Raw genomic sequence first — 26,845 nt, forward strand, 5'->3', positions numbered from 1 at the left:
CACGGCCGAGAACAGGCCTTGATTCCGCTCTTAGGGTTCACAGCCGCGAACAGGCCCTTGCCCTCACCGAGAACAGTGCCCCTCCTGTCAGTTCCGTCACTCCTCACGCTGGAATGACATCGTTGCCGCGTAGCCCTTCTCGGTGGGCCACCGCTCGGTCACCGCCTTGGCTCGGGTATAGAACTTCACACCTTCCGGACCGTGGATATGTGTATCTCCGAGCAGTGATTCCTTCCACCCGCCAAAGGAGTAGTACGCCACCGGCGTCGGGATCGGCACATTAATGCCGACCATTCCCGCTTCCACATCGAGTTGGAAACGCCGCGCGACACCGCCGTCGTTGGTGAAAATCGCCGAACCATTTCCGTAGGGCGAGGCGTTGACGATTCTGATTGCCTCGTCATACGTCTCAGCATGCACAATCGCCAGCACTGGTCCGAACACCTCCTGCTGGTACAGCTGCGAATCAAGTGGCACGTTATCCACGATTGTCGGGCCGAGGAAGTGCCCGTTCTCATGACCGGGAATCACCAGGTCGCGGCCATCGAGTACAACCTCGCCTCCCTTGGACTCGCCTTCGGAAATCAGATCGATAATCTTCTGCTTCGACTTAGCATCGATTACCGGGCCCATCTCAACGCCCTCATCCATGCCGTACCCGACTTTAATCTTGACGGCGTTCGCCTTGACACGTTGCGCCAAGTCGGGCCCGATACCGCCGACGGCGACGACGACGGGCAGCGCCATGCAGCGCTCACCCGCGGCACCGAAGGCTGCCGCTGAAATGTGCTGGGCGGCGAAATCCAGGTCGGCATCCGGCATCACGATGGCATGGTTGTTGGCACCGCCGAGCGCCTGCACACGTTTTCCATGCATAATGCCGGTGTTCTGGACGATATGCGCCACGGGTGTAGATCCCACGAAGGAGATCGCATTGATGCCGGGGTGTTCCAAAACTTTGGTCACCATCTCCCGGTTACCCGCGACCACGTTGAAGACGCCGTCGGGAAGCCCGGCTTCCTTGTAGAGTTCGGCCGTGAGCATCGCCGCCGACGGCGTGGCGGAAGCAGGCTTGAGAATAAAGGCATTGCCCGTCGCAATTGCCAGTGGGTGCATCCACAGCGGGACCATCGCCGGAAAGTTGAAGGGGCAAATACCCGCAACCACACCCACGGGTTGGCGCAAGGTGTGGATGTCAACACCAGTTGAGATGTCGTACGAGTACTCGCCCTTGAGGGCGACGTTGATCGCCGTCGCGAAATCAAGTGTTTCGCGCCCGCGTTGGATTTCTCCAATCGCGTCGGAATAGTTCTTGCCGTGCTCGGCGACGATTAGCCTAGCCATCTCATCTTGATGCGCAAGCACCAGCTCGCGCATGCGAAACATGACAGCGGTTCTCCTCGCGAGTGAATAGCTTGCCCAGACCTTTTGCGCCTCTGTAGCAACCTTGACGGCATAGTCGAGATCGTCGTCAGAGGCGAGGAGCAGTTCGGCGTTGATATCGCCCGTTCCGGGGTTCTCCACAGGGACTCGTCCCACGGGACTCCCTTCGTAGTGCTCTCCGTTGATCCAGTGTGTAATAGTTTTCATCGTCATTGACTCCTGGAATTTGTTCCTTTGTTCCCATGTCCTGGTGAGGATTGCTGAAGCACAACTTCCGTCGACCGTTGAGAGTCCGGTTATGTGCCGCGACACCTCCACTGTAATGAGTCCTAAGTCCCCCACGCTAGACTGGCCTCACAAGTCGAACGAGTTGCACTGCGCACCTGAACGATTGTGCCGTTCACTGTAGCAGCGCAACCCGCGTGTACATTCGGTGAGACCGGTGATATTACGGCGCGCACCACCAAGATCTTCCCGTAATGTGCATACAACTACATGACACAATATCGAAACACGCGCCACCACGCCACCTATCGCTCACCTCACGTTTGAGGTGCACTTGGGGCCATCTATGACGACACGATCACTGGATCGCGGCTATTCATTGTCGCCATCACCTCTCCTCTGCGGCGTCGCCAAACAATTGTCAGAACAAAGATGGAGTAGAAACCGCCCGCTGCGGGGTATACTGTTATTGGTATTTCGAGGTGCGACCTAGGTTAGGGGCTTTTGAGACAAATGGGTGCCGCCCTGTGGCTCAATTCCCTTCACCGCACCCTTGAAGTTCCTCCTACCCGACCACGCGACCTGAGCCACGGAAACCACGGAAATGGCGCCTCCGGCAAGCAGACTTCATCGGACAACCTCAGATTCACACAACACCGGATACACCAGAATTATGAACCCTTCGTCCTTCATCATTGACATCGACCTGAATCGACGCAGCACCACCCCGCTTTACATTCAAATTGCCGAAGCCATCGCGCAGCGCATCAACGAAGGTGCACTGCCTCCCGGTGCGCGGCTCGAAAACGAGATCGCTTTGGCACGACGTCTGCGGGTCTCACGCCTCACTGCCCGTCAGGCTCTCCAACAACTCGTGGATCGCGGCCTCCTCAAGCGCCGACGCGGCGTCGGCACCGTCGTCTCCCCTGCTCCTATACGACGGCCGGTTGATCTCACTAGCCTCCACGCCGACCTTCTGGCTGCAGGGCACGAGGTGACCACATCCGTACTGGAATACGAAGAGCGCGCCGCTACCGCGGGCGATGCTCAAGTACTTGGAACGGAAGTGGGTGTACCGGTCGTCAGCATGCTCCGTTTACGCAGTGCCGACGGCCAGCCTCTGGCTCTCATGGCGAATCTTTTGCCCGCAGCAATAGCGCCAAGCCCGCAGGAACTAACTTCCGCAGGTTTCTACGATCTACTACACGAGCGTGGAATCGTGCCTGTAACCGCCGACCAATTCGTTGGCGCTCGTGCAGCAAGCTCCGAGGAGGCAGCGACTCTCGGTGTGCGCGAAGGGACGGCTCTTCTCACCGCAACACGCACCTCGTACGACGAAGGGGATCAGATCGTCGAGTTTGGGAACCACCTGTACCGCACTGATCGCTACTCTGTCACCACAACATTGTTCGCCTCCTGAGGGTCTGTCGGCGCTCCATCCAGTCAGGGAATTCTCGATAGGGGCTAGAGTTATCTGTTTTTGTGGGAGAATTGATTAACCACGCAACAAACAACTAGCCAGGAGCAGAGGCACGTGAGGTCCTCTTCGCCATTGGGAGTGAGTCAACGCCCACTGAATGCCAAACGGATCCGTGTTGCCCGCCTGCGCCGTGGACTGAGTCAAAATGAACTTGCTCGCCTACTAGGCGTCACCGAACCCACGGTACAGAAATACGAGGCGCATAGCGCTCCCCATACCGTCCGGCCAGCACTCGGAGCGCTGCTGTCCTTCCCCGACGGCTTCTTCTCCCGTGGCGATCCGGTCCAACTGAACATCTCCTCTCCCGCTCTGCGACCGGGCCGGAAGACCACGCACCAGCAACGGTCGCTCGCCATTGCGGCTGCAACGCTCTACATGGACGTCAATGAGTGGATTGACACACGTTTCAGTCTGCCCCGCCTCAATGTTCCCGACTTGCCAGGTCTCTCTCCGGCAGAGGCGGCTCGTGAGCTCCGTTCCGCCTGGGGTTTAGGCTCAGATCCCATCCCTAATCTTGTCCGGCTAGCAGAGCTCCGCGGCATCCGGATCAACGGGCTTCCGATGGCAGCCGCCGCGGTTAAGAGTTTCTCGCACTGGTATGATGACCGCCCGTATATCCTGCTCGCCCGCGCATCTACACCCGAGGCAACACGTTTTGACTTAGCGCGCGAACTCGGCCATCTCGTGTTACACCGCCACAGCGGCACCCCGTCTGGAGCTTCGCACGAGGTCCAGGCCACCCTATTCGCTCGTGAGTTCCTCCTACCCAGCGATGTCTTAGCCCAGCAACTCAACCACAATCCCTCGACCGAAGAGATTCTAGAGACCAAGCAGGTCTGGTCCGTCGCCGCCCTCACCCTCACGCATGTGGCCCGCGACATCGGACATATGACTGTGTGGTCCTACCGCTCAGTTTCGAGCGAGCTGACTCACCTTGGATACCGCACCAGCGAGCCAGAGGGAATGCCAGGCTACGAACGGTCGCGACTATTTGCTTTTGTATTGGAGTCCACCCGATACGGAAAGCTAACTGGCACCCGTATTGCCCAAGAACTTGATCTTCCACCCGCTGAGGTGCACATCGCCATGCTCGGCGCTGAGCACCAACTTCAACCGCCGGAAAACGATGACCCCGACAAGTGAGGCATGGGCTCGGCCACCTGAAACCTCCCCTCGCGAGAGGCTCAGCATGTGAAATACGAGCAACTGGCAACGTGTAGGCGCATCACCAACCTGGCCCCCTCACCACCGGGATTCTCCGGGTTTTCGCCCGGTCTCCGGGTTATTCGCGGAAAACTGCGGAAAACCCGGAGAATCAGAGAATCCACCGCCACTACCAACACTTCACGAGCCGCAACCAAGGCGCCACAGCCGCCGCAGCACCCCGCAAGCAACAACACCGCGCGAGCCGCAACTAACACCGCACAGGTCGCAACCAGCAACCCACCGACCGCAACCAGCCTTCAGGAGCTCCCCGGCTCCAACATGAACCCATAACAATCCAAAATCAAACCATTCCCTTCCCCCGATCGCCTCCGCATACTGAAAACACACACGCAACGAGGCTGAAACTGACACAAGCCACTGAGCGACTGTCAGCGCACCAGTCTCCAGACGGCCGCGCAACCGTCGAAATAGACATCGATTTGTACATTGCAGTACAGCAGGAGGTTCATATGAAAACCCTCGCTATCGCAGGCACTTTTGATACCAAGGGTGCCGAATTCCTCTACGTCCAACAATGCGCCGAACGACTTGGCGCGCGTACCCTGCTGATCGATACCGGAGTCTTCGCCGACACTGGCACTCCATCCCCCGCCGCATCAAGCCCGGTGCCCGAACGAACCGGGAGCCCCACGCCAGACATCAGCAATCGTGATGTCGCCGCGGCAGCAGGCCACGACATCGACCTCATTGCAGCCGCACACGACAGAGCCGCAGCAACGGCGGCTCTGTCCGAGGGCATGGCCAAACTTCTCCCTCGTCTTTACGCACAAGGCCGCCTAGACGGAGTGCTCTCACTAGGCGGCTCAGGCGGAACAGCGATCGCAACAGCCGGCATGCGGGAGCTTCCCCTCGGCGTTCCGAAGTTCATGGTTTCAACCATGGCGGCTGGCGATGTCGCCCGTTACGTTGGCACCAGTGACATCGTAATGATGCCATCAATTGTCGACGTCGCCGGGCTCAATAAGATTTCACGGACCATTTACCGTAATGCCGTGGCCGCCGTCGTCGGCATGCTCAACGCGGACGGCACAGCAGAGGACCACGAGCAGGACCGTCCGCTCGTCGCCGCCACAATGTTCGGCGTTACAACCCCTTGTGTTATGGCCGCCAAGGAACGTCTAGAGGAGGCGGGCTACGAAGTCCTGGTCTTCCATGCCACCGGTACCGGCGGGCGAACGATGGAGTCTCTGATCGATTCCGGTGCCTTCGCCGGTGTCTTAGATCTGACGACTACAGAATGGTGCGACGAAGTGGTGGGAGGCATCCTGGCGGCCGGGCCAGATCGCTGCACCGCAGCTGGCAGGGCTGGCACGCCACAAGTGGTTTCCGTAGGTGCGCTCGATATGGTGAACTATGGCCCACCGGACTCAGTACCCACCAAATTTCGCGAACGGAACCTATACCGGCATAACCCATCTGTCACCCTCATGCGAACAACGCCCGAAGAGCTCCGAGAAATCGGTACGCGAATAGCGGCGAACCTCAACAAAGGTGGCGGGAAGACGATCGTGCTCCTACCGTTACAGGGCGTATCAGCACTTGACGCTGAGGGTGAAGCCTTCTGGGATCAACAGGCCGACGCCGCCCTGTTCACCACCCTCCGCCAACAGTTGGACCCCACCCGGATCGAGGTGAGAGAACTAGACCTTCATATCAACAATGAGAACTTCGCACGCATAGCGGCGGACACTCTTATCCGCCTAATGCGGGCAGCGGACTAGACCGCATCGGCGCGATGGACAATCCAGGGCCACAAGTTCCAGCGCTGGACGCCCTCGCCCGACAATCCGCCGCATTCAATCCCAACACGACAGTTTCAAAGGAAAGGACAACAAATGCTTCACGCAACCCGATCCGAGATACTCGCAGGTTTCCGAGAAGAGATCGCTGCCGGGAAAATCCTCGTCGGCGTTGGTGCCGGTACCGGTATCACCGCAAAATGCTCCGAGCAGGCCGACGTCGACATCCTGATCATTTACAACTCCGGGCGCTTCCGCATGGCCGGACGTGGATCGCTCTCCGGCCTTCTCTCCTATGGCGACGCAAATGAGATCGTCCAGGAGATGGGGCAAGAGGTGCTGCCCATCGTGCAGAAAACACCGGTACTCGCCGGAGTCTGCGGCACCGACCCGTTCCGGATCATGGACATTTTCCTGAAGCAACTCAAAGAACAGGGATTCAACGGCGTCCAGAACTTCCCGACGGTCGGCTTGATTGACGGGAAGTTCCGTGCCAACTTGGAAGAGACCGGCATGGGGTACGGGCTTGAAGTCGAGATGATCCGAAAGGCACATGAACTCGACATGTTGACTTGCCCCTACGTCTTTGATCCGGACCAAGCAGCCGCCATGGCCGAGGCAGGCGCCGACATCCTCGTGGCCCATATGGGCTTGACGACAAAAGGCTCAATCGGCGCGGAAACGGCTCTGACACTGGACGACTGCTGTGCAAAAATCCGCGAGATCATTGCCGCCGGTCGCGCCGTCAACCCCGAGGTCATGGTGATCTGCCATGGCGGTCCGATCGCGGACCCGGAGGATGCCGCATACGTCATCCGGAACGTTCCCGAAATCGACGGATTCTTCGGGGCATCTTCCATTGAGAGGCTTGCCTCCGAGCGCGGTATGACGGCACAGGCCGCCGCCTTCAAGGCGATTAGCAAGTGATCCCGTCTGCGCGCTTCTAACCGGTCCTGGTCGTGGCGATGCCGACGGGTGAGAGTAGTCCCGTCCTCGCGCTTTTGACCGGGCACAACCTTGCACAGGTGGAATCGGACATCCTGGATCTGAGACCGTCCGGGTATGGCTTCTGCCTGTGCCTCCGGTCGGAAAGCCCTGCAGACCTAGAGCGGTTCCCCGTACCCTAGCCGGTGCGGGGAACCGGCTCGGCGTCGTTGCGCTACGGCGTCACCGCCGCCTACTCACTGCGTAGTGCCGCGCTACAAGACATCGCCACCGGCCCGGTCAACACCTGCCGACTCAATCACTTCCCTCGGCCCCGGGTTCCCCATCGGCCCCGGTCAACACCTGCCGACTCAATCACTTCCCTCGGCCAGGTCCCTCGGCCAGTCGAAACGCGCCGGGCGGAAGACCGACTCGTTTCTTGAAGGTTTTCGAAAACTGCCCCGGGTCAGAGTAACCGACACTGCGCGCAATCTCACCAATGTTGGCTCTACTTTGACGCAGCAGATCCTGGGCAATATTCATCCGGTAGCGGATGAGATATTCCGTGAAGGTGCACCCCACCTCCCGCGTAAACATGGCGCTGAGGTGCGAGTATGACAGATGAAGAACAAGCGCGATGTCACGCAGATGGACCGGATGTGCATAGTTCTCTGCGACATACTGCTTAACAATGTCGGCATAGTCGGACGGCTGCATACTTCGACGTACCAGGCGACGCATCCGGGCCTCTTTTGCGGCATTACCTCCGCTCTTGAAGGCGATGGCCGCATCAAGAATCGCTTTCTCGGAGGGTATACGGTCAAAGACCGATCCCCCGATGTATCCCTGGCAGGGTGTGTTGTCGTACAGGTATTGCATGTCGACCGGCGTGCTGGCAGGCCCGGAATAAACCATGCGAATTGCCTCAGGGCGCACCTGCTGGCAAACAGCAAAGACCTCGCGGGCGATCTGCTCGGCTTGAGTTATCGGGATACTTTGGCCATCACCAACATATCCGCCACGGGTCAGGCCCAAATGAGCACATATGACATCTGCTCCGGCCTCAGCCATCTCCCGCGCCTGGCTGGCATTCGTCACGAACGCGACCGTGAAGAGATCGCGCTCGTGTGCCATGGCGATAGCGTCGGCCTCACATTGGAAGGTGACTCCGTCCTCCTCTGCCGCCTCGCGGAACTGGCCGTCCAGAAGCGCGACCGTCGGAAAGTTGACGACGCCGGAGAATCCACTCTCCCGGATCCCATCCAGGAAAGGCCCGAGGGCAATGAATGGATCGGAAGCGAACAAACCGAAAAGGACGGGCACATCGCGGATAATCGGCAAGAGCTCGCTGGTTCCATACTCCTTGACGATCTCATTGGAATTCCCGTAGCAGAAATAACTCGCGTACGAACTGCGACCTGCGATCCGGAATCGACCAGCACTAAGCGCCAGCAAGAAGTCGATGCCCGCCATCGCCACGAATCTAGCCGCCATTCCCGAGCCAACGACGGCACCAACCACGTGCCCATTCACCGCGATCTGTGCCCGCAGCCTCTCGAGTATGTCCTGTCTGTTCACCCGTGCCTGCCTCCCAAGGTATCCGGGTAATTCTCCTTTCAGTCCCGCCTATATGATCCCACGCTCATGCTTGGCCCACAGGCAATCTGACTCCTACCGGGCTCACGCGCGATCTCTAGTCCAGGCCACACTCTTTCTCGCGTCCAGCACGTGACCACACGCCATATCCAACGGACCCGCGAGCCGAGTCGCGCCGCCATGGCCTGCCTATCCCCACCCACTAGCCGAAGTCTCCGGGCTTTCCGCCAACCTCCGGGCTTTCCGCGGAAGATTGCGGAAAACCCGGAGATTTTGACGCAGTAAGAGGCAGGGACTCAAGTCAGGACCCCTAGCACCCAAGACCCCAGTCCGCAACTGGAACACCCCAGTCCGCAACTGGAACACCCCAGTCCGCAACTGGAACACCCGAGTCAGGAATCCCGGCACCCCAGCCCACAGCCGAAGCGCCCAAGACCACAGCCACTGCCCCAGCCCAGAGCCGAAACACGCCCACGGCCAGGCCCCCAGCCCCAACACCAGCCCCATCGCATTGGGCCACAGCTTGGGTCACACGCCGTAGATGCGCTGGCGTACCTCCAGATGTTGACCCATGATCTCGGGATGCTGCTCGGCGGATTCAATTGTGTCGCCACACTGTTCCCAATCCGGGAAGTCACCGGTCAGCGCCGCCACCGCTTGCATCGCGGCACCCTGAGCCACATACTCCCCCGGTTCCGGTGCGAAGATGGGCTTATCGATGATCTGCGGCAAAATCGCTCGCACAGCTGCCGAACGTGCAGCACCACCGATAATGAGCACCCGCTCCACCGGCACGCCGAGGTCAATAGTCGCATTCAGCATTACAACCTGCGAGCACAGCATACCTTCCACCGCCGCGCGGGCCAGATTTGCCGGCGTCGTGTTGGCTATATTCATGCCGTACAGGCTGGCACGGGCATCGGGAAGATTCGGAGTACGCTCTCCCTCGAAATACGGCAGGAGCGTGAGACCGTCACATCCCGGAGATGCCACCGAGGCGAGATAGGCGATTTCGCCGTGATCGCGGCCCAGTAGCCGCGCGACGACGTCGACGTCCCGCGCCGCATTCAGCGTTGCCGACAACGGTAGATGCGCTCCCGAGGCATCCGCGTAGGACGACACAACACCGGAGAAATCGTGCACGGGCCGATCAGTGCGAGCGTAAACCGTTCCTGACGTCCCCATGGAAATAACCGCGTCACCGATCTCCAATCCGAGCGCGAGCGCCGCGCAGGCATTGTCGCCGCCTCCCACTCCAATCGGAATCCCGGCGGGAATCCCCGGTAGACCTTCGGCCGTGACGCCGGCGGATTCCCGCGGTCCGAGCACCCGCGGCAGGTGCACTCGATGGCCGAGCGCCACCTCCACAAGATCATGGCAGTAATCCTCTGTTTCACCCGACCAATAGGCCGTACCAGACGCATCGGATCGATCGGTGGTCAAATCGTCCATGTTCAGATTTCCCGGTTCACCGCCTTTCAACCGCCACGTCAGGTAGTCATGGGGCAGGATCACCGCAGCCGCCTCGGCGGCGTTGTCGGGTTCGTTGTCGCGCAGCCAGCGTAGTTTCGTGACGGTAAAGGAGACCGCCAGCGGCAACCCGGTGCGGCGCACCCACTCATCGGCCCCTAGTTCATCGTTCAGTGCGACGACGGCTGGTGCAGAACTGGTGTCATTCCACATTAGAGCGTCGCGCAACACATTCCCTCGCTCATCCATGGCCACCATGCCGTGCTGTTGCGCACCAACCGATATCGCCTCGACATCCATCAGACCGCCCGCCGCCTGGACGGCGGACAGCATGGCATTCCACCACAGCGCCGGGTCGACGGCGGTTCCAGGCGGGTGTGGTGCGCGTCCCTCGCGGACAATATTTCCGGCGAGGTCGCGGACAACTACTTTGCAGCTCTGGGTGGACGAATCCACTCCGGCGACGAGAGTCATAATGTTCTCCATTCGATAGGTGGACGGTGAGGCCGGCGTACGTCGCGAATGCGCGGGCCCACATACGCAGACCCACATGCGTACATCCGCCTCACGAAACCGCCCTGTTTTACTTATTGATGTGTTGTGTGTGGCGCCGATCAGTTGAACCGGCGCCACATCGACGACGACGTGGCACTGCGCAGGGAAGTGCTCCCCTGCGCCTCTCGGCCACCTTCGCCTGCCAATGTAGGTGTTGCCCTCGGCTCTGACACACGCCTGCGCGCGCCCACGCCTCAACGCTGCGAAAGTGGGCTAGCTGCGCCCGCTCCCACCCACATGTACGGCGCAAGCCCCTTATCAGAGGCCTCGAGCATGTGGTCGTTCAGCGCACGCCACTGCGGATACAGTCGCTCGTAGGCGGTGACGTTCTCCGGGATAGGGTGGAAGGTGCGGTGCCGATAGCTGGCCTCGGCGACGGCGTCGTCCAGCGAGGCGAATTCTCCTGCTCCCACGAAAGCGCATAGGGCCGAACCGAGCGCCGTCGCCTCCGGGCCACGCGGAACCTTCAGATCTACTCCGAGCACATCGGCCACAATTTGGCACCACAACTCGGAACGCGACGGGCCGCCGAAGAAGATCGTCTCGCTCGCGCCATGCCCCCACACATGCTCGATCATGTCGCGGTGCGCGCGAGCCCCATAAGCGGCCTCCTCCATCACCGCACGGTAAATCGACGGCAGTCCCGTCTCCTCTACTCGGAAGGGATCCAGGCCGACGATAGAGGGCACGGGGTGCTTCCAGGACTTCGTGTTCATCACGTTCGACGCGAAGTAAAACACGCCATTGGCACCGGGCGGGCAATCGCGCGCTATCTTGGTCAGATATTCGTAGCCGTTAGACTCGTCGAAGGCGGGATTGGCCTCGCGTAGCAGGCCATCACGGACAATACGGGTGGAGAATCCGTGGGCGAAGCCGCAACCCTCCAGGATCCACTTGCCCGGAATGGCATGGCAGAGCGAACGCAGTTCCATGGCGTCGTCGAGAACGGGCCTGTCGGTAATCCCGGCGGTTAACCAGTACGTGCCGCCTGCGATACCTATTTGATTGGTTTCAACGGCGCGTGCGCCTACCATTCCGAGCATATTGTCCGCGCCGCCGGCCACGATAACGGTTCCCGGCAAAAGACCCGTCTCCGAGGCAGCCGCAGCGGTGATCTCGCCGATGACGGTTCCCGACTCACGCACCTGCGGCAGGATGTGCTTGGCGCCAATGACTTGCGCGATATGCTTCGACCACGTCCGCTCCCTGAGGTCAAACATGGCCGATGACGAACCCAAGGACGGATCTGCGGTGAATACGCCCGAAAGGCGGTACAACACCCAGTCACCCAGCATCGTCATATGCGCGGCCTTCGCCCACAGATCGGGACGTTTCTTCTGCACCCACCGCAGCCGGGCCGACGCGGCCAATGATGTCCAATCGCCCGCTATCCGGAAGAACTCCGGGCCGTGGCCCTCTTCGAGCAGCTCTGCCGCCTCTTCCTGTGCCCGGGCGTCAACATTGGGAATGGCCCAGATCTCCTTGCCGACGTCGTCGTAAAGGACGAAGCCTTCACGCATACTGGCGGCGGAGACTGCTTTGATGTTTTCGCGGTCGATACTTCCGTCTTCACCGCACGCCCGTTCAATAGCCTCCCGGATGCAGGTGACCGTTGCCGCCCAGCCCGCCGCAGTGTCGAAATCCAGACCGCCGGGTACATCGGATAGTGCGTATGTCCATTCGTGTTGCGACATGCCGAGTATCTGCCCCCAACGATTCCAGACAATAGCCCGCACCGAGCCAGAGCCGACGTCGATAGTTAAGACTGCAGTTTGTGATGTCATGATGTCCTCCTCGTCTTCGAGTAGTCGTCGTGAAATAGCAGATGGGTGGAGGTACAGGCATCTCGGCTGGGCGTCGGCGCGCAAGCCCATTGCACGCTCGCATCCTGCGCCGTCTCACCTCACCTGGGAACGCCTCGTTGCACCTCACATAGAACGCGTGACGATTTCCGTGACCTCGCCAAGCGTGAGAACGATTGGATTGCCCTTCATGGAACTGGCAACCATGCCCTTCTCGGCCGCTTCGGGAATCCGTTCCTGCGTCAGCCCGAGCTGGGATAGGGGGCGCACACCCAGCATGTTCACCGTCTCACGGATCCAGGCGACGCCGTCGTCCACGCTCGCCTGCGGATCCCCCGCGAGGATACGTGCGGCCTCACTGTAACGGGCAAGTGCGGGGTTATCCGGCTCCCGTGCCTGCATGGCGGCAACGTTCACCTCGGTCGCCACCGCGAGCAACGAGGCGCAGATCTCGCCATGCGCGGCGCCGATCATGCCACCGAGTGGAGCGGCCAGGCCGTGTACCGCACCCAATTTGGCGTTTGCAAGCGATAGGCCTCCCAGCAGCGAACACATTGCCATGTCCGTACGTGCGGCCATATCGCTTCCATCGGCATAGGCAGCACGCAGTCCGCGCGCGGCCCGGCGCAATCCCTCCAGCGCGAACAGATCCGTGAAGTCATTGGCAAATCGCGACGTGTAGGGTTCGAGGCACTGCGTCAACGCATCCAAGCCAGAGGAGGCCGTCACCGAGCGCGGCGTGCTCGCCGTCAACGCCGGGTCTATCAGGGCGATATCCGGGACCATGGCCGGGCTGCGCAGGCTCGCCTTCACTTGGTGTTCAGGCGAGTAAATTGGCGTATTCGCGGTCACCTCGGCCCCGGTTCCCGCCGTCGTCGGAACGGCGATGACGGGCACCGATTCCGCCACAAGCGGCTTGCCGACGCCGACTACTTCCAGGTAGTCGAGCACGTCGCCGTCATTGCGCAACAGGATGCCGATAGCCTTTGCCGTGTCCATTGTGGATCCGCCTCCAATTCCGACGACGACGTCCGGTGCGAAGGCGCGAGCCTGCAGCGTTGCGGCTCGGATCCCCTCGACGGTCGGTTCACCGCTGCTGCGAATCGTCTGCATTTCCGGTGCAATACCGGCCGCCGGAGGTCGCGATTCGTCGAGGTACGGATCGAGAACCAGAAAGGCGCGTGAACCGAAGGACCCGACGAATGCAGGGAGCCGCGCGGCGGCTCCGTCGCCGAAGACAATCTCTTCGGCTGTTTTGAAGGAAAAAGTCATGAGTTGCCTCTCGATCATGAACAGCTGCAGCAACTCGGACCGATGCCATCGGCTCTGCACCGCAAGTGCCCTGAGCCAGATCGTCTTCCCGTGCGAGGAAATGCATCACACGTAGTGCGACGGGGCGTGTTACGACTCACCATCGCCATGAACGAGCATCAAATCCCCGCCGCGGTCAGAGGCGCATAGCCCTTGCGGTTACATTGCTTCCGGGCTAGGCCAAGAGGAATCGCGCGGTCGCGTCATCGGTGACGAGTACGTCGATAAGGCCAAGACCGAGCGCAATGCCAATGGCCTCGTGCTTGTCCTCTCCTCCCGCCGGGCAGATCTTCAGCGGAATGTTGAAAAGCTGTTCAGCTGTGATAGATACGGTACGGCTACTGAGCTTCTGTCCGCATTCTTTGCCGACAGAGTCGTAGTACCGCAGTGAGATGATGTCGCAGGCAGCACCGTCCTTGCGGAGCTGTTCGACCTCATCAGGAGTGAAGTAACCAATCTTGTCGATTGTGGTTGTGGTAGCGAAAGGCGAACCAACACTGAAAAGGGCCACCTGGGCGCTCGCTGCCTCTGCGAGAGTGTCGCGCAGAGGCCGCGACGCCACGAGTTGATCGCGGATCTTCTTGGTTTCCGCGACGGCGGGTGCGAACATGCGCAAAGCGCGTCCGCCCAGACGCTGGGCCAGCAATTCGGCAATCGAGTTGGCATGCACATCCAGTCCCGCTCCGACCTGCCCACCGATCAACGGAATGAAGATCATGTTCTTGACCTTGGCGTCGTGGCGCTGCCCAAGTTCGCGCAAGGTTGTTCCCCAGCCCACGGCAACTTTCACACCATCGGGCACGCGATGTACCAGATAATCGGCGGCCGTCACACCGATGGAACGCTTGATTGCCGCATCGCTGCCGTCGAGCGAATCTGCCACCACGAACTGCACATCGGGGTACTTCTCGCTCAACCCGCCTTCCAACTCCGGAAAGTATCCGTCGTAGTCGATGGAGATGCGCACCGTTCCATCGACGCGCGCCTGCTGCAGGACACGGGAGATCTGAATCCGTGACATACCGACCAGATTTGCAATCTCCTGCTGGGTTTTGCCCTCCTCGTAGTACATATGCGCGATTCGCGACGGCGAAATGAACATGTGGCTCCTTCGTATTGCACGCGACCGCGCTATGGCGTGCGACCGCGTTGCACGCGATCCCCTGGCACGCGTATCTGCGCTTAATATACGTCACCTTGTCCATCTCCTCGTTCACTTGTTCGCACCATGTCGAGAATGAAACCGGAAGCAGGCCCCGCGCCGGGCGGTTGGCGGCCTTGCCCGTCAGCCACCCTCGCCCAATGCTTTGCCTTGCTCAGCAACTCGCTTGAGTTCAGAACTCAGCGAGGATCTGCTTGGTGCGCGAGATCCCCCACCGATCTGCGCCGGCATCGAAAACAGCCTGCACATCCGCTAGGGATGACAGACCACCGGAAGCCTTAATCTTGACGGAATCCGGCACGGCCCCGCGCATTAGTCCGATATTGTGCGCGTTGGCACCGCCCGCAACAAAGCCGGTGGACGTCTTTACGTAATTCGCCCCTGCCTCGGCGCAAAGCTGCGCCGCACGGACAATCTGCTCGTCACTGAGATAGTCCACCTCAAGGATGACCTTCACTTCAGTTCCGGCAGCAGCTTCGACGACGGCGGCGACGTCATCGCGCACCCTCGTCTCATCACCGGAGAGCATGGCGCCAATGTCCATCACCATGTCAAGGGCGACGGCACCGTCGTCGATCACCTGTTTGGCCTCATCGACCTTCGCCCGGGTGGCATGCGTTCCGGTCGGGAAGCCAACGACGGTAGCAATGCGCACATCGGTGCCTTTGAGGACTTCACTGGCCAGGGCCAGGCGATGCGGAGAAATACATACCGCGCCGCACCCTGTTTCGGCGGCGAATTCGAGACCGGCGCGCAGGTCGGCGTACGTCAAAGTCGGCTTGAGCAGGGAATGATCATTCCGCTGCAAAAACTCTTCTCTTGTCAATTGCATGACTCTTCCTTTCTGGATACTGGACATTTGTTCTGGTGCTGATGGTTCTTCTACGGAACCCGGCGTCCGGTCTTTGCCGACCAGATCGTGAAGTACTGCTCCTTGGTCAACGTGTAGTCGAGTGCCTCAATCGGCCTGCGAATCAGCTCAAGTTCCGCGGCGCCCGTAATGGGAACAAATCCAACCGGGTGGGTGAAGATCCACGCCAGGGCGACGTCGTCGATCGCCGGAGCGCCGATTTCAGCACGGATTGCTTCCAGTGCCTCCCGCACCCGGACCTCCTCTTCGCCCTGTCCCGTGAAGATCCGCCCACCAGCCAACGGCGACCACACAATTGGATGGATGCGCTTCATCACCGCGTGTTGAACCGTACGATCATCAAAGTTCTCATGCTGAAGTACGGACACTTCAATTTGGTTGGTGATCAGCTTCTGGTTCGAAAACGACTGCAACATGTCGAAATCGATTGGCTTGTAGTTTGACACGCCGAAATGGCGGACCTTCCCCGATTCGTATAACTCATCGAACGCGGCAGCCGTGCTCTCCGGATCCATTAGCGGATCTGGGCGATGTAGTAGCAACAGATCGATATAGTCGGTCTGCAACTTCTGCAACGAACGGTTCACCCGCGCGATGATGTGTTCACGCGAGGTGTCGTAGTACTTCACCTTCACATGCTCGTTTGGGTACACCAGTGTGCATTTGGTGATGATTTCGATGCTTTCACGGGATATTCCCGTCTTTGCAAAGGCCTCGCCAAAGGCGGTCTCAGCTGCTCCCAGCGCATACCCATCGGCGTGATCGAAGGTGGTAATGCCGAGGTCAAGGATTTGCGGGAGCAACTGTGCCAGGTCGTCCACGCTGATTCCCCACTCGTCCCACCTCCAGTAGCCATGGGCTACACGGGAGAACGAAAGGTCGGGCGCCATCTGCATTCTCATATTCGGTGCCATATGTCGTCATCCTTCCTCTAGACGTCGTCGTCTCGGCGTTGACGTGTTCCACGTTACACCAGTATTGATCGGATGTACATCTTTTGAACAGATGAACGCAGTGCACATATTCTCATCATGCGATCATTCGATCAACATCTTGTGCGTCTCGCGACGCCCCGTGCGAGTAACGCATTATTCCTAGACCGGGCTCGCCTTCATGGACGAGGACACGGCGCCCCGCGCGGGCAACATATTGAGAACAATGAGGACATCAAGGACCGGATGCCGGGCTGAGATTCGGCCATGAGTCACTGGATGCCCGCCCAAAGCTGTCGCAGAGAGTTACTCTCGTGCTTCCTATCAGGTCCTACCACAACCACCCCCAGTCGTCGGTGGGCCTTGCCATGGGCACCCTGGTCGGCTACACCCGGCAGGTGCTCGAATCCACCGTCACCCGTCAGCCGACCTTACCTTCAGCATCGGCCTTCGCTGCCAATGCACCCCCACACCCCGTCCAGCCGCGAGTCCCGGTACGGGGCGTGTGCCCTGTTGATCTGGGCCCGCAGCGGACACATGCGAGGCCTGCACGAGCAGCCGGGGTGGGCAGCAGGGCTCGAGCAGCTCCCATTGGGCATCGGCCAGGTCGAGGCCCGCGGCAGCTTCTCTACTTAACGGTCGAGGCCTTTCGAGGTGTCACGGCCTGTTCTCACACCACCCGTGATAGCCCGAAGACCTCACCTTGGTCCGCACACGACACCTACCACCCCACCCACTTACGTAATACGACCTAGTCCTCCGATGGTGGGGACTCAACGCCCACCGCGTTCACGGTACCCTCGTCGCTCGCCAAGGCGTACAGGTCGAGGTCCCTCTTCGTGACTTCGGCCGCAGGCACGAGCTTGTAGTGCGCCTGACGCCGTACACGAATCTGCTCATCTTGAAGCGCGAGCTCGAACAGCGCGATGCGCCCGTCAGCAACGAACTGCGCAGACACCGGCCGACAGATCATCTCGGGCCACTTATCAGCGCAGACGGCGAGGTCCTGTTCCGTCTGCGTGATGCCGATCTCGTCGTTGCCACCCTTGGCCTGGACCGGGACTACAAACTGGCGGCCGTGTTGGTCGACGGCCACGTAGACCTCGTCGATCTCGACCTGGCCAATCTTGCGCGTGGTGGTGCGCAGGTGGTTCTGGAGCGAGTAGGCCGTGACCCCCAGGAAAATGTCGACAAGTCGGTTGTAGCGCAATAGCGCTAGCAGAGCCTGCTCGTCGCCCAGGGCGGTCGCAGCGATGATCTCGGGCGTACTGTTGGGGATCTTGATCACTGTCAGCGCCATGTCAGGGCGGATGCGGACCTGGGCAGGAATGAGGTTGAATACGTACTTTGCTCGCCCGTTGCCGCGGATGATCCACTCGGTGCCCGCAGGGGCCGTCTCGACTACACTTTGGGGCAGCGGTATGCGGTAACGTATGGCGTATACCACGTCTCCGAGGTTTCGGGGCAAGGCGATGCCGAGTTCTCTCGCGCCCTCGACTAGCTCGGGGCGCTCCCAGTAGACTGCAGTGTCCCCAGCCACGTAGTGGCGCTGGAAGACCCACTCGATCAGCTGCTGGTACCGATTGGCCTTGGATGTGTCCTTGCTGCCGACTGCACCCAGGTTCATCGCCGTCTCATCCATGTTCACTCAGCCTTCCGATCACGTTGCGCAATGACACGCTCAGTCAAACCGAAGTGCGCGTGCGCGCCACCAGAGGTCATCTTGAGCACCGCAGGATCCCCCAAGGGCGTCGGACGCCCCCGTCGTGGTTTGACGCCATCAGCACTGAGGACGGCTGCTCCGACAGCCCGGCCGAGAGCGGGAGGAACCGAGTTGCCAATCTCACGGAAGCCGTTCCACTTTGTCGCGTGGAAGCGGAACCAGTCCGGGAAGCCTTGAAGGCGGGCCGCCTCGCGCACGGTGATGACGCGAGGGAGAGTCGGGTGGATGGGCCGCGCAGCCGTGAAGGCACCACGGTCGGAGTTCGTCCCAGCGCGCAGGGTGTTACAGAGACCGTCGGGGTGTAGCCGCAGGAAGCGGCTCACGGGCTCTGTCGTCCCGGGCGGAGTGGCGTCAAAGCGGCTGATCGATACGTCCGTATGGACGGTACGAGTAGAGGATGTGAGGGAATCGGGGTCCGTTGGCCGAGGACGGGAGAAATCGCGGACGTCAGGCATAAATCCGCGGAGCTTGGCCGCGTAAGCGCTCGGAGGGCCATAGGTCACAGGTCTCACTGAGTCGTCGCTCAGGAGCTTGGGGTAGTCGTCGGCGTCCGGAAGATCCCCAAGCGCATCGAATACACTCGGTCCGAGCGGGAGCGTGAACTTGGTCGGGATCGCGCCCTTGATCGTGCGTGGCGTAAACATGGCTTTGGGGTACTCCGGCAAGGCCACGTCACTTCGGGCACCCATGAGGATCATGCGCCGACGGGACTGCGGTGCGCCGTAGTCCGCCGCCTGGAGGACGCGAACCGGCTCCACGACGCGGTAGCGACCGCTTGCGTTGACCATCTCGATGACCTCGTCGAGAAGCTGCCGATGTTTGCCCACCATGAGACCGGAGACGTTCTCCATGATGAAGTACCGCGGATCGAGCTCCAGAGTGACCCTAACGTATTCCTTCAACAGGGCGTTTCGGGGGTCGTCGAGTGCGCGGCGTCCTATCATCGAGATGCCCTGGCAGGGCGGACCCCCGGCGACGAGGTGGATCTCACGGTTGCCGATTAAAGACTCCCCGCGTATCTGGTCGCCCGAGATCTTAGATACGTCGGCACAGAAGGTTTTGCCATAGGGGAAGTTAAAGTCGTGGATCGCCGCGTGAATGGGGTCGTACTCCACGGCGGCGGCGATTTCGTAGCCGGCCTGCTCGAGACCGAGGGACAAGCCGCCAGCCCCAGCGAAGAGGTCTACCGCCAACGGGCGGCGAAAATCGATCACCACGGCTGTCGATTTTAGCCTATTATCGATCGCGATGCTAGGGTCGCTCGCTGGGGAGGAGAGCGATCTCTGGGTTCATCACGAACTAAGACGCCGTCGATGAACTGGCTCTAGGTTGTGATATGCAAATCGTTTGAGCCAGTGGTCGATGCTGGCGATATGAGTGGTGGTTGGTAGCGGACGGCGAGTTTGCCGTATCTGGTGACCATGGCCAGGTTCTGTTTGAGCTGGCCGAAGCAGCGCTGGACCGTGTTGAGATCCTTGTAGGCGGTCGGGTCGAAGGAATGCGGTCGTCCGTTACCGTGTTTGTGGTCGCCGGTGAAGGAGTGCCGGTGGCTGGGCCAGCCGCTGTGGGCATGATGCCTTGCCCCTGTCGTTTGATGATCCGGGTGTTGTCACCCATGGTGGCAGGCCGCATGGTGACAGGCCGAGTTCCTCACAACTACGAACTACACACAACTGCTGGGCGTTAGGATGCAAAGGTGAATGAGTACCCACAGTCGCGGCTCGCACGCTGGGAACATATAACCGAGTGGCCCCTGGCTATCGTCTCTCTCATTTTCCTCGGCGCATACGCGTGGGAGATCATAGCCGACCTGCAGGGTTCTGCTCGCACCGCCGCCGAAGCCACCATGAACGTCATCTGGGTGGTGTTCGTTATCGACTATGTCATACGTTTGGCCCTTGCGCCGCAGCGTGGTCATTGGTTTGTCCACCACCTATTCGACCTAGCGATCGTCGTCCTCCCCTTCTTCCGTCCTCTGCGACTCCTGCGAGTCCTCACCCTCATCGGAACGCTGCAACGCACCGCTGGCGCCGCACTTCGTGGGCGGATCAGCATATATGCCACCGGGGGCGTCGTGCTTATCACGCTCGTCGGTTCCCTCGCGGCCCTTAATGCGGAACGTGACGCTCCCGACGCGACCATCACCACCTTCCCGCGCGCAGTATGGTGGGCGCTGGTTACCATTACGACGGTCGGTTACGGGGACGTGTCACCGGTTACGCCATCCGGGCAACTCGTCGCCGTGCTGCTTATGACCGGCGGGATCGCGCTTATTGGCGTTATTTCGGCAACGTTGGCATCGTGGATCATCAGCTCGGTTTCCGAGGAGTCCGAGGAGGAAGAAGAGACTACACGCCAGTTGATCGCTGAGCTACAGCAGCAGATCGCGGAGTTGAATGGCAAGCTCGACGCCGTCGTCGACTCGCAGCGCGCAGGACCAGTGAATTAGGGTGGATTGATCGGTACGGGCAGGACCCTCCAGGAGGAATCGGAGGCTTGCGATGGCAATGACTGACCGGCACCCACCTCGCACCAAGAGGGGGTGTGCTCTTGGCACGGCTGTTTGTTTTCGCATGTAGCGCACTCGTACCCATGCACAAAATGCTCACGTATACGCCCACAAGAAACTGTGAACGGCCCAGTCCGTGGCGAGGACGAGCAACAGCCCGATGATGAGATTCCAAACGAAGGCGGGAACGCGCGTGCGCGCGGCCAGTGCACCCGGATCTTGTGAGTTATCTCCGTGGAAAAGTACGTTGCAGAACTGCCGCCACGCCCCAACCAGAAGGAAGAGGCCAAGGCCAAGTACCACCCCTCCGGCAGCCTCCGGTTCTCCCCACCACCACAGCGCTATATCGGTGGCAAGTACAAACAATAGGATCGCGAGAGTATATACCGAGCGAGCACGAAATAGCACCAGTGCGATAACGAGGGCAATTCCCAACAGAGTAGGGCGAGCACGTCCCGTTGAAGCCAGCCAGAACAGCAGCGCGCCGATTAGTGCCGGCATCGGATACCCCGCCAGTGTGGTGAGCACCAGTCCCGGACCCCGGCTCGGACCCCTGGTGGCGGTCGCGCCAGACATATCTGGCTCCACCGTGAATCCGGCGAACTTGCGTCCAGTTATCACGCCGACTGCGGCGTGTCCGAGCTCGTGCACAAGGGTGACAACGACGCGGAACACCTTCCAGATCTGCGGGACGACGACGGCTGTCAACGCCACGCCGACGCCGATGCCTGCGGCGATAAGCGAAGGTGCCGCGCCCGCATGCACGCTGTCCTGCAGTCTGCCCGCGATGTCATACCAGATCTGGTCCATGGGTTCATTATCCACAAGTGCTGCTGGGCAACGAACCGCAGCAGCGTAACGGTATGCTGAACCTATGCTCACTGGAGAAACGCGGCGATCAGCCAGCAACAAACGCGAACGCACATACGGTGAATGAACACACCCCGCAAACGTCTGCGCCCGGACCGAGTGCAGAACAACCGCGCGCGCCTCGCAGCAACATGCGGCCAGCATGGGGAGCACCAGCCTTTGCGTGGCGTCTTTTGGCACTTGCCGGGTCTATTTTCGCCACCGCCATCGTGTGCATGGGGGCGGTTGCCCAGTCGAGGGTTGGGTATGTGACCCCGTGCGGTACCGAGGATTTCCAACTTTGTGACCACACGGCGTACTATCCGGAACTGATTCGACTGGCCTGGCTTACCGGAATCGTTGGAGCTGGCTCCGCCGTCGTCGGCATCATTCACCTACGAAAGCGATCCGTGGCAACCGGCCTGGCATGGGGACTCCTCATTCTCGCCGCACTTATCTGTTGTGCGGTCACCGCCCGGCACTCGTACGACGTTTCGACGCTAGTCTATTGACCCTGCGTTGCTCTCTTCACCGATCAACTCAGCGCTGGATATAGGTCAGTACCGGGAGCCAAGGTGCGGCAAGAGCTGCCGCATTGCACACCGCATTCTGAAACGCTAACATAATGCCATGCTCGCCGAAAAACCAGTATCTACCCAGATAACCTCAGACAGTGCAACGGAAACTGCTCAGCATGCAGCTACACCAAGCAAGAAAAAACGCACCCTGCTCATTTCGGCGGTGGCCCTCTTCGCGATTGGCATCTTCCTCGCGTGTTCAAGCGCAGTGGCGAACGCGTATACGTCCTACGTGCGTCCGCCCCTGAAACCCGGCGGAGCCCCGCAGTATGTTCCGAGGCATCTTCATTATCCGGAACTGATCCAAATGGCCGTCACAACGGGCGTGCTGGGTATCGGCGCCACCGTTGCAGGCGGTTTTCATATACGCAGGCCGAGTCGCAGCGCCGCCATCCTCTGGGGACTCCTCGCGCTAGCGGCATTGGTGTGCTGCGTGTTCATGGTCAACCGCATCAACGAGGTTTCAGGATACGTTTTCTGACAGCCTCTGTTTGCGGTTGCGTTACGCGAGTGTGCCGGGGCTCGTCGTTGTCCTTGCGATCTCCGGCATCGTCGGCTATTGCAGTGCACAGGGCAAGCAGTAAGGACCGCAGCGCAGTAGACTCGCAAGGTGATGGACCCGTCCTCCTCCAGCACGAACGGACGATTCAGCCTCCGCACCTGCGCCGTCATTCTTAGGCATGAGCATCTACTCACGGTGCGGGACGCGCGTTCGCCAGAGGTTACGGACCGCGACTACCCGCTATCCTGCAGCGTCTCGCGCGTGAAGGCGTGACCCTGCGAACGCTTCCCCTAACACCGGCCGAACGCACACGCCAAGTTGAAGAGGCAAAGATCGATGCTGCCCTGCTGCGGGGACACGTTCGCGCGCACGCCGTCGAAACAACACACATCTGGTATGGAGAACTCGTAGCCGCCATGCCCCTCACACATCTGCTGGCAAACCGGAATGCAGTGAGCCTTCAAGAGCTCGCACAATCACCCGTGTCACTGGCTGACAGGAGAATGAACCCAGCTCAGCACGACCTTATCGAGGGAGCACTTGCCTCAAGAGGTCTGGCCGTAAACGCAGGCATACCGTTCACAACGGTCGAGGCAACGTTCGCGCAACTCGCCACGCTTCCGATGGCTATGCGGACGCCCGTTTTCAGCGGGCACGAAGCCGAGCATTCCTATGCGGGAATCCGGACCGTGGGCATTGACCCGCCGCTCACCCTGTCCGCTTTCTCATCACCGCGAAAACACTGGCACAGCGTGATCGTAACCGCCTCGTTGAGGCCTGCCTGAAGTCTGGCAGCCAATGATGCTTCGGCCGAGTACGCAACGCCGGTGAAGTGAGGCGCCTGCCGCAGCATGCCGCCCGGGCAACCCGGCATGTCGCCCGGTCATTCGAAGAAATCCTCGTCGATCTCGACCACGTGGTACGTATCGCGTACCTGCACACCAACCCCATAGCGGACCATCAGTTTCACCAAGCGTTTGCCATCCACAAGAATAATCCGCGCGGGAATGCCATCCGCATAGTTCCGTGCACCGTCCGAGAATCGACTCGTTGTAATGAAGACACCGCTGTCTGCCTTGCCGCTGAGGGCACCCACAAATGCCTGCACTTCCGGCCGACCAACGGGATGCTCATCGCCATACCGCTTTGCTTGGATATACACCCGGTTGAGGCCAAGAATGTCCTGATCAATGACACCGTCAATCCCGTTGTCGTTGCTGATCGGGGTAACGCTGCCTGCACCGTTAGTACCGCCATAACCCATGGCGAGTAGAAGTTCGACGACGGCGTGCTCAAAGAAGCCCGGGTCTTGGCCCTGTAGACGTATAAGGAGCTCAGCCTCCACATCTCTATGAATGCGTTCGATACCGCTTTGCACTTGCTCAAGAGGCGTCATCGAGGCAGCTTGTGCATCAGCGGTTCTCTCCTCTGGCCGAGTGCGCGACCCAGATTGATAGACACGGATCGGAGACGTCGGATCCTCGCCGAGAGCCTTAAGATCCTGTTGGCTAAATCCGCTCGGGAATTGCTTCAACACCTGTCTGCCAGCGTCCGTGATGCGGTAGTTCCCTCGCTTCGGCCGTTCCAGTGCACCGACAATGGCGAGGAATGAGAGGGCCCAGCCAATACGATTCTCATACATCAGCTGCTGACCAGAAGGTAGCATTATGTTCTTTTGTCGGCGAGTCAACTTTGCTTGCGCAGCAACGAGAGGCCGAATTTCGCGACCATGTCGCGTCACTCCATCGCTGAGGACCCGGAGCGTAGGGGTCATGAACTCTTCCCAAGTGGGCATGTCTGTCACGATTCGTCTCTCTCCAAGTCCGCCGCCAGTTTCCAATCAGTGTTATTTCACGATACCACCGGTCGTGGGTGGCCTGGACTTCCCGCCGTCGCGTAAGGCGTGCCGAATACTCTCGACGCCTTCCGCGAAGTAGGCCCTCCCGGCGGACTACCTGCCGCAACCTAGGTGCCACTTCACGCACACCGAGTCAGCCCGACGCTCTTTCCCCAGTTGACCGGCCGAGGGCACACCACCATGGAATGTTCGACGCACAGCGTCAAGAAAGAATGGAGAGTATTCCGTGTCGGAGGTGGGACGTACGCTCAGACATTAGACGTACGCTCAGACATTAGAATGGAGAACTAGTCGAGGGGAGGACATGGATTTCACAAGTGTTGAACTCTGTGCCGGCGCAGGCGGCCAGGCATTAGGGTTGGAACAAGCGGGCTTTGAACACGTTGCGCTAGTTGAGTATGACGCGTGGGCGTCATCAACGTTACGGCTGAATCGCCCTCAGTGGAACGTCGTAGAAGATGACTTGAACGAGTGGGACGGAGCACGTTATAAGGGCGTGGACTTAGTTGCCGGAGGTGTTCCCTGCCCGCCGTTTTCCGTCGCCGGAAAGCAACTCGGTGCCAGCGACGAGCGTGACCTCTTCCCGGCAGCCTTGCGACTCGTTGAGCAGATCCAACCAAAAGCAGTAATGTTCGAGAATGTTCGCGGACTCATGACACCCAAGTTCGACGACTACCGACAGAGAATTAATGATCGTCTGAGCAGCCTTGGGTACACCCCACGTTGGAGACTATTGAACGCTTGCCATTATGGAGTCTCACAACTTCGCCCGCGTGCTGTTATGGTGGCCTTGGACAGCGAGTTCGCCACAAATTTTGAGTGGCCAGAGCCTCATCAGTCACCCCCTAGGCACGTCGGAGATCTTCTTGTAGATCTTATGTCTTCCAATGGCTGGGAGCATGCCGATCAATGGGCAAAGCGTGCCAATCGGATAGCCCCGACCCTTGTTGGCGGGTCAAAGAAACACGGCGGACCAGACTTGGGACCAAGCCGCGCGCGAAAGGCCTGGGCAGAACTGGGGGTCGATGGGCGGCTGATTGGGAACAATCCCCCTCACCCGGGATTCCAGGGCATGCCCCACCTCACCACCAGAATGGCGGCTCGAATTCAAGGTTTCCCTGATGATTGGGAGTTCGCGGGAGCGAAAACCAACGCTTATCGGCAGATTGGCAACGCATTTCCACCACCGGTTGCTCGCGCGGTAGGGAGGCAAATCGCCCGTGCACTAAGTAGGAGTTCTGTAGATGTCTAGCATTCTTACTCAGGCTCGAACACTGTTTCACCAGACCTTGGTGGACAGTGGCACTCTGATCATTGACAACAACGGCATTGCCTCGAATGCCGATCGCTCGCAAGAGACCTCGCGAAAGATTGCTCTATCAATCGCTCGGAAACTCCGGGCGCGCGAGGTGGCACGCAGGTTAAACGGACAGACGACCGGTGGAAACTTTGAGAATGCCGTATCGGAGTTTTTGCGTTCGTCCTTCCCGCGTTTCGCTCCATTACGTCCGGGAGCTTGGCGCATCGAGAATGTCGGCGCTCGTCGCGGCGAATACCATCTGGCACGATTTGAACCCTACACCCACCTTGATGACCTAGCTAACGCTATCGAAAAGGACAACACCTTACGCGCGGTTCTCGGAAACTCCTATGCCATTAGTCCAGATGTCCTCGTTATACGCGATCCAGAACCTGACGACCACATCAACATAGACGAACACCTCGTCGACGAAGACAGCGGGCTCCACGCCCCTATTCGCGCAATGAACAACACGCACGGTATTCTGCACGCCGTTGTAAGTTGCAAGTGGACGCTACGTTCTGATCGAGCGCAGAACGCCCGTTCAGAGGCTCTCAGTCTCATCAGAAATCGTAAGGGAAGAACGCCTCACATTGCTGTTGTGACCGCTGAGCCTACTCCCTCCCGACTCGCATCACTGGCATTAGGAACCGGTGATGTTGACTGTGTCTACCACTTCGCTCTTCCTGAATTGATCGCCGCAGTTGAACAGAGCGGAAATGACGAAGCGCAGTCAATGCTTAATTCACTGCTAGACGGCAAGCGCCTACGGGACATCTCAGATCTGGTTTTAGACCTGACTGTCTAATTGACTCTGCTCGCACGCCAAAATAGTGACCTCTCAGATGA

Annotated in this window: 22 protein-coding genes; 10 read left to right on the top strand and 12 right to left on the bottom strand. The window is 59.8% G+C overall.

Going from position 1 to position 26,845, the window contains the following annotated elements:
• Positions 1-96 precede the first annotated feature (96 nt).
• Complete coding sequence (locus tag EKN07_RS03815; protein WP_108716603.1) at positions 97-1,590, bottom strand: CoA-acylating methylmalonate-semialdehyde dehydrogenase; 1,494 nt, start codon at positions 1,588-1,590, stop codon at positions 97-99.
• A 691-nt stretch (positions 1,591-2,281) separates the two neighbouring features.
• Here EKN07_RS03815 and EKN07_RS03820 point away from each other — a divergent pair.
• The 4 genes from EKN07_RS03820 (at position 2,282) to EKN07_RS03835 (ending at position 6,981) form a co-directional block, all read left to right on the top strand.
• Complete coding sequence (locus tag EKN07_RS03820) at positions 2,282-3,028, top strand: GntR family transcriptional regulator (RefSeq protein ID WP_108716602.1); 747 nt, start codon at positions 2,282-2,284, stop codon at positions 3,026-3,028.
• A 138-nt stretch (positions 3,029-3,166) separates the two neighbouring features.
• Positions 3,167-4,231: an XRE family transcriptional regulator gene (locus EKN07_RS03825; protein WP_164505417.1), complete on the top strand. Its 1,065-nt coding sequence runs from the start codon at positions 3,167-3,169 to the stop codon at positions 4,229-4,231.
• A gap of 533 nt (positions 4,232-4,764) precedes the next feature.
• Positions 4,765-6,036: a Tm-1-like ATP-binding domain-containing protein gene (locus EKN07_RS03830; RefSeq protein WP_126145650.1), complete on the top strand. Its 1,272-nt coding sequence runs from the start codon at positions 4,765-4,767 to the stop codon at positions 6,034-6,036.
• Positions 6,037-6,150: 114 nt separating this feature from the next.
• Complete coding sequence (locus EKN07_RS03835) at positions 6,151-6,981, top strand: phosphoenolpyruvate hydrolase family protein (protein ID WP_126145651.1); 831 nt, start codon at positions 6,151-6,153, stop codon at positions 6,979-6,981.
• 372 nt (positions 6,982-7,353) lie between these two features.
• On the opposite strand, the gene EKN07_RS03840 is transcribed toward EKN07_RS03835, so the two are convergent.
• The 9 genes from EKN07_RS03840 to EKN07_RS03885 all read right to left on the bottom strand — a co-directional run bounded on the left by EKN07_RS03840 (position 7,354) and on the right by EKN07_RS03885 (position 19,617).
• Positions 7,354-8,556, bottom strand: a complete 1,203-nt coding sequence (locus EKN07_RS03840; RefSeq protein WP_108714977.1) for a phosphoenolpyruvate hydrolase family protein — start codon at positions 8,554-8,556, stop codon at positions 7,354-7,356.
• 546 nt (positions 8,557-9,102) lie between these two features.
• On the bottom strand, positions 9,103-10,518 hold the full coding sequence (locus EKN07_RS03850) for an FGGY family carbohydrate kinase (protein ID WP_126145653.1): 1,416 nt from the start codon (positions 10,516-10,518) through the stop codon (positions 9,103-9,105).
• 275 nt (positions 10,519-10,793) lie between these two features.
• Positions 10,794-12,383, bottom strand: coding sequence for an FGGY family carbohydrate kinase (locus tag EKN07_RS03855; RefSeq protein WP_164505416.1), 1,590 nt, complete (start codon positions 12,381-12,383; stop codon positions 10,794-10,796).
• 144 nt (positions 12,384-12,527) lie between these two features.
• Positions 12,528-13,673 carry an iron-containing alcohol dehydrogenase gene (locus tag EKN07_RS03860; RefSeq protein ID WP_126145654.1) on the bottom strand — a complete coding sequence of 382 codons (1,146 nt, stop codon included), beginning with the start codon at positions 13,671-13,673 and terminating at the stop codon, positions 12,528-12,530.
• A 214-nt stretch (positions 13,674-13,887) separates the two neighbouring features.
• The gene (locus EKN07_RS03865) at positions 13,888-14,814 is read right to left on the bottom strand and encodes a sugar-binding domain-containing protein (RefSeq protein ID WP_126145655.1); all 927 of its coding nucleotides are present in this window, start codon (positions 14,812-14,814) and stop codon (positions 13,888-13,890) included.
• Between the two features lie 232 nt (positions 14,815-15,046).
• Positions 15,047-15,706 carry a deoxyribose-phosphate aldolase gene (gene deoC / locus EKN07_RS03870; RefSeq protein ID WP_108714972.1) on the bottom strand — a complete coding sequence of 220 codons (660 nt, stop codon included), beginning with the start codon at positions 15,704-15,706 and terminating at the stop codon, positions 15,047-15,049.
• Positions 15,707-15,756: 50 nt separating this feature from the next.
• Positions 15,757-16,659, bottom strand: coding sequence for an aldo/keto reductase (locus EKN07_RS03875; RefSeq protein WP_206435663.1), 903 nt, complete (start codon positions 16,657-16,659; stop codon positions 15,757-15,759).
• Positions 16,660-17,428: 769 nt separating this feature from the next.
• A complete protein-coding gene (locus EKN07_RS03880) occupies positions 17,429-18,319 on the bottom strand; it encodes an endonuclease (protein WP_206435664.1) in 891 nt (296 codons plus the stop codon).
• A gap of 2 nt (positions 18,320-18,321) precedes the next feature.
• On the bottom strand, positions 18,322-19,617 hold the full coding sequence (locus EKN07_RS03885; protein ID WP_126145656.1) for a DNA cytosine methyltransferase: 1,296 nt from the start codon (positions 19,615-19,617) through the stop codon (positions 18,322-18,324).
• 479 nt (positions 19,618-20,096) lie between these two features.
• Between EKN07_RS03885 and EKN07_RS03890 the strand changes: the two genes are divergently transcribed.
• Positions 20,097-20,849 carry a potassium channel family protein gene (locus tag EKN07_RS03890; RefSeq protein WP_108714970.1) on the top strand — a complete coding sequence of 251 codons (753 nt, stop codon included), beginning with the start codon at positions 20,097-20,099 and terminating at the stop codon, positions 20,847-20,849.
• Positions 20,850-21,005: 156 nt separating this feature from the next.
• Here EKN07_RS03890 and EKN07_RS03895 read toward each other — a convergent pair whose 3' ends face one another.
• The gene (locus EKN07_RS03895; protein WP_108714969.1) at positions 21,006-21,719 is read right to left on the bottom strand and encodes a M50 family metallopeptidase; all 714 of its coding nucleotides are present in this window, start codon (positions 21,717-21,719) and stop codon (positions 21,006-21,008) included.
• 53 nt (positions 21,720-21,772) lie between these two features.
• Between EKN07_RS03895 and EKN07_RS12470 the strand changes: the two genes are divergently transcribed.
• From EKN07_RS12470 to EKN07_RS03910, 3 genes are all read left to right on the top strand, one after another.
• Complete coding sequence (locus EKN07_RS12470) at positions 21,773-22,270, top strand: hypothetical protein (RefSeq protein WP_164546588.1); 498 nt, start codon at positions 21,773-21,775, stop codon at positions 22,268-22,270.
• A 118-nt stretch (positions 22,271-22,388) separates the two neighbouring features.
• Entirely contained in the window at positions 22,389-22,817 is a 429-nt protein-coding gene (locus tag EKN07_RS03905; protein ID WP_108714967.1) for a hypothetical protein, read from the top strand.
• 263 nt (positions 22,818-23,080) lie between these two features.
• Entirely contained in the window at positions 23,081-23,623 is a 543-nt protein-coding gene (locus tag EKN07_RS03910; RefSeq protein ID WP_126145658.1) for a LysR substrate-binding domain-containing protein, read from the top strand.
• 98 nt (positions 23,624-23,721) lie between these two features.
• Here the strand turns inward: EKN07_RS03910 and EKN07_RS03915 are convergent, their stop codons facing one another.
• Positions 23,722-24,633, bottom strand: a complete 912-nt coding sequence (locus tag EKN07_RS03915) for a restriction endonuclease (protein WP_346962689.1) — start codon at positions 24,631-24,633, stop codon at positions 23,722-23,724.
• A gap of 367 nt (positions 24,634-25,000) precedes the next feature.
• Between EKN07_RS03915 and EKN07_RS03920 the strand changes: the two genes are divergently transcribed.
• Together EKN07_RS03920 and EKN07_RS03925 are read left to right on the top strand one after the other, a co-directional pair.
• Positions 25,001-25,948 (top strand): DNA cytosine methyltransferase, encoded by a 948-nt coding sequence (locus tag EKN07_RS03920; protein WP_108714964.1) that lies wholly within the window; start codon positions 25,001-25,003, stop codon positions 25,946-25,948.
• Positions 25,941-26,804, top strand: coding sequence for an NgoMIV family type II restriction endonuclease (locus EKN07_RS03925; protein WP_126145660.1), 864 nt, complete (start codon positions 25,941-25,943; stop codon positions 26,802-26,804). Before EKN07_RS03920 ends, EKN07_RS03925 begins: the two co-directional genes overlap by 8 nt.
• The last annotated feature ends 41 nt before the right edge of the window (positions 26,805-26,845 follow it).

Source organism: Actinobaculum sp. 352, from assembly GCF_003957265.1.
Lineage (GTDB): Bacteria > Actinomycetota > Actinomycetes > Actinomycetales > Actinomycetaceae > Asp313.

Coding starts and splice junctions, on each gene's coding strand:
- EKN07_RS03815 (WP_108716603.1), bottom strand. CDS start 1,590: ATGAAAACTATTACACACTGGATCAACGGAGAGCACTACGAAGGGAGT.
- EKN07_RS03820 (WP_108716602.1), top strand. CDS start 2,282: ATGAACCCTTCGTCCTTCATCATTGACATCGACCTGAATCGACGCAGC.
- EKN07_RS03830 (WP_126145650.1), top strand. CDS start 4,765: ATGAAAACCCTCGCTATCGCAGGCACTTTTGATACCAAGGGTGCCGAA.
- EKN07_RS03835 (WP_126145651.1), top strand. CDS start 6,151: ATGCTTCACGCAACCCGATCCGAGATACTCGCAGGTTTCCGAGAAGAG.
- EKN07_RS03850 (WP_126145653.1), bottom strand. CDS start 10,518: ATGACTCTCGTCGCCGGAGTGGATTCGTCCACCCAGAGCTGCAAAGTA.
- EKN07_RS03855 (WP_164505416.1), bottom strand. CDS start 12,383: ATGACATCACAAACTGCAGTCTTAACTATCGACGTCGGCTCTGGCTCG.
- EKN07_RS03860 (WP_126145654.1), bottom strand. CDS start 13,673: ATGACTTTTTCCTTCAAAACAGCCGAAGAGATTGTCTTCGGCGACGGA.
- EKN07_RS03865 (WP_126145655.1), bottom strand. CDS start 14,814: ATGTTCATTTCGCCGTCGCGAATCGCGCATATGTACTACGAGGAGGGC.
- deoC (WP_108714972.1), bottom strand. CDS start 15,706: ATGCAATTGACAAGAGAAGAGTTTTTGCAGCGGAATGATCATTCCCTG.
- EKN07_RS03875 (WP_206435663.1), bottom strand. CDS start 16,659: ATGGCACCGAATATGAGAATGCAGATGGCGCCCGACCTTTCGTTCTCC.
- EKN07_RS03880 (WP_206435664.1), bottom strand. CDS start 18,319: ATGGATGAGACGGCGATGAACCTGGGTGCAGTCGGCAGCAAGGACACA.
- EKN07_RS03895 (WP_108714969.1), bottom strand. CDS start 21,719: ATGGACCAGATCTGGTATGACATCGCGGGCAGACTGCAGGACAGCGTG.
- EKN07_RS12470 (WP_164546588.1), top strand. CDS start 21,773: ATGCTGAACCTATGCTCACTGGAGAAACGCGGCGATCAGCCAGCAACA.
- EKN07_RS03905 (WP_108714967.1), top strand. CDS start 22,389: ATGCTCGCCGAAAAACCAGTATCTACCCAGATAACCTCAGACAGTGCA.
- EKN07_RS03915 (WP_346962689.1), bottom strand. CDS start 24,633: ATGCCCACTTGGGAAGAGTTCATGACCCCTACGCTCCGGGTCCTCAGC.
- EKN07_RS03920 (WP_108714964.1), top strand. CDS start 25,001: ATGGATTTCACAAGTGTTGAACTCTGTGCCGGCGCAGGCGGCCAGGCA.
- EKN07_RS03925 (WP_126145660.1), top strand. CDS start 25,941: ATGTCTAGCATTCTTACTCAGGCTCGAACACTGTTTCACCAGACCTTG.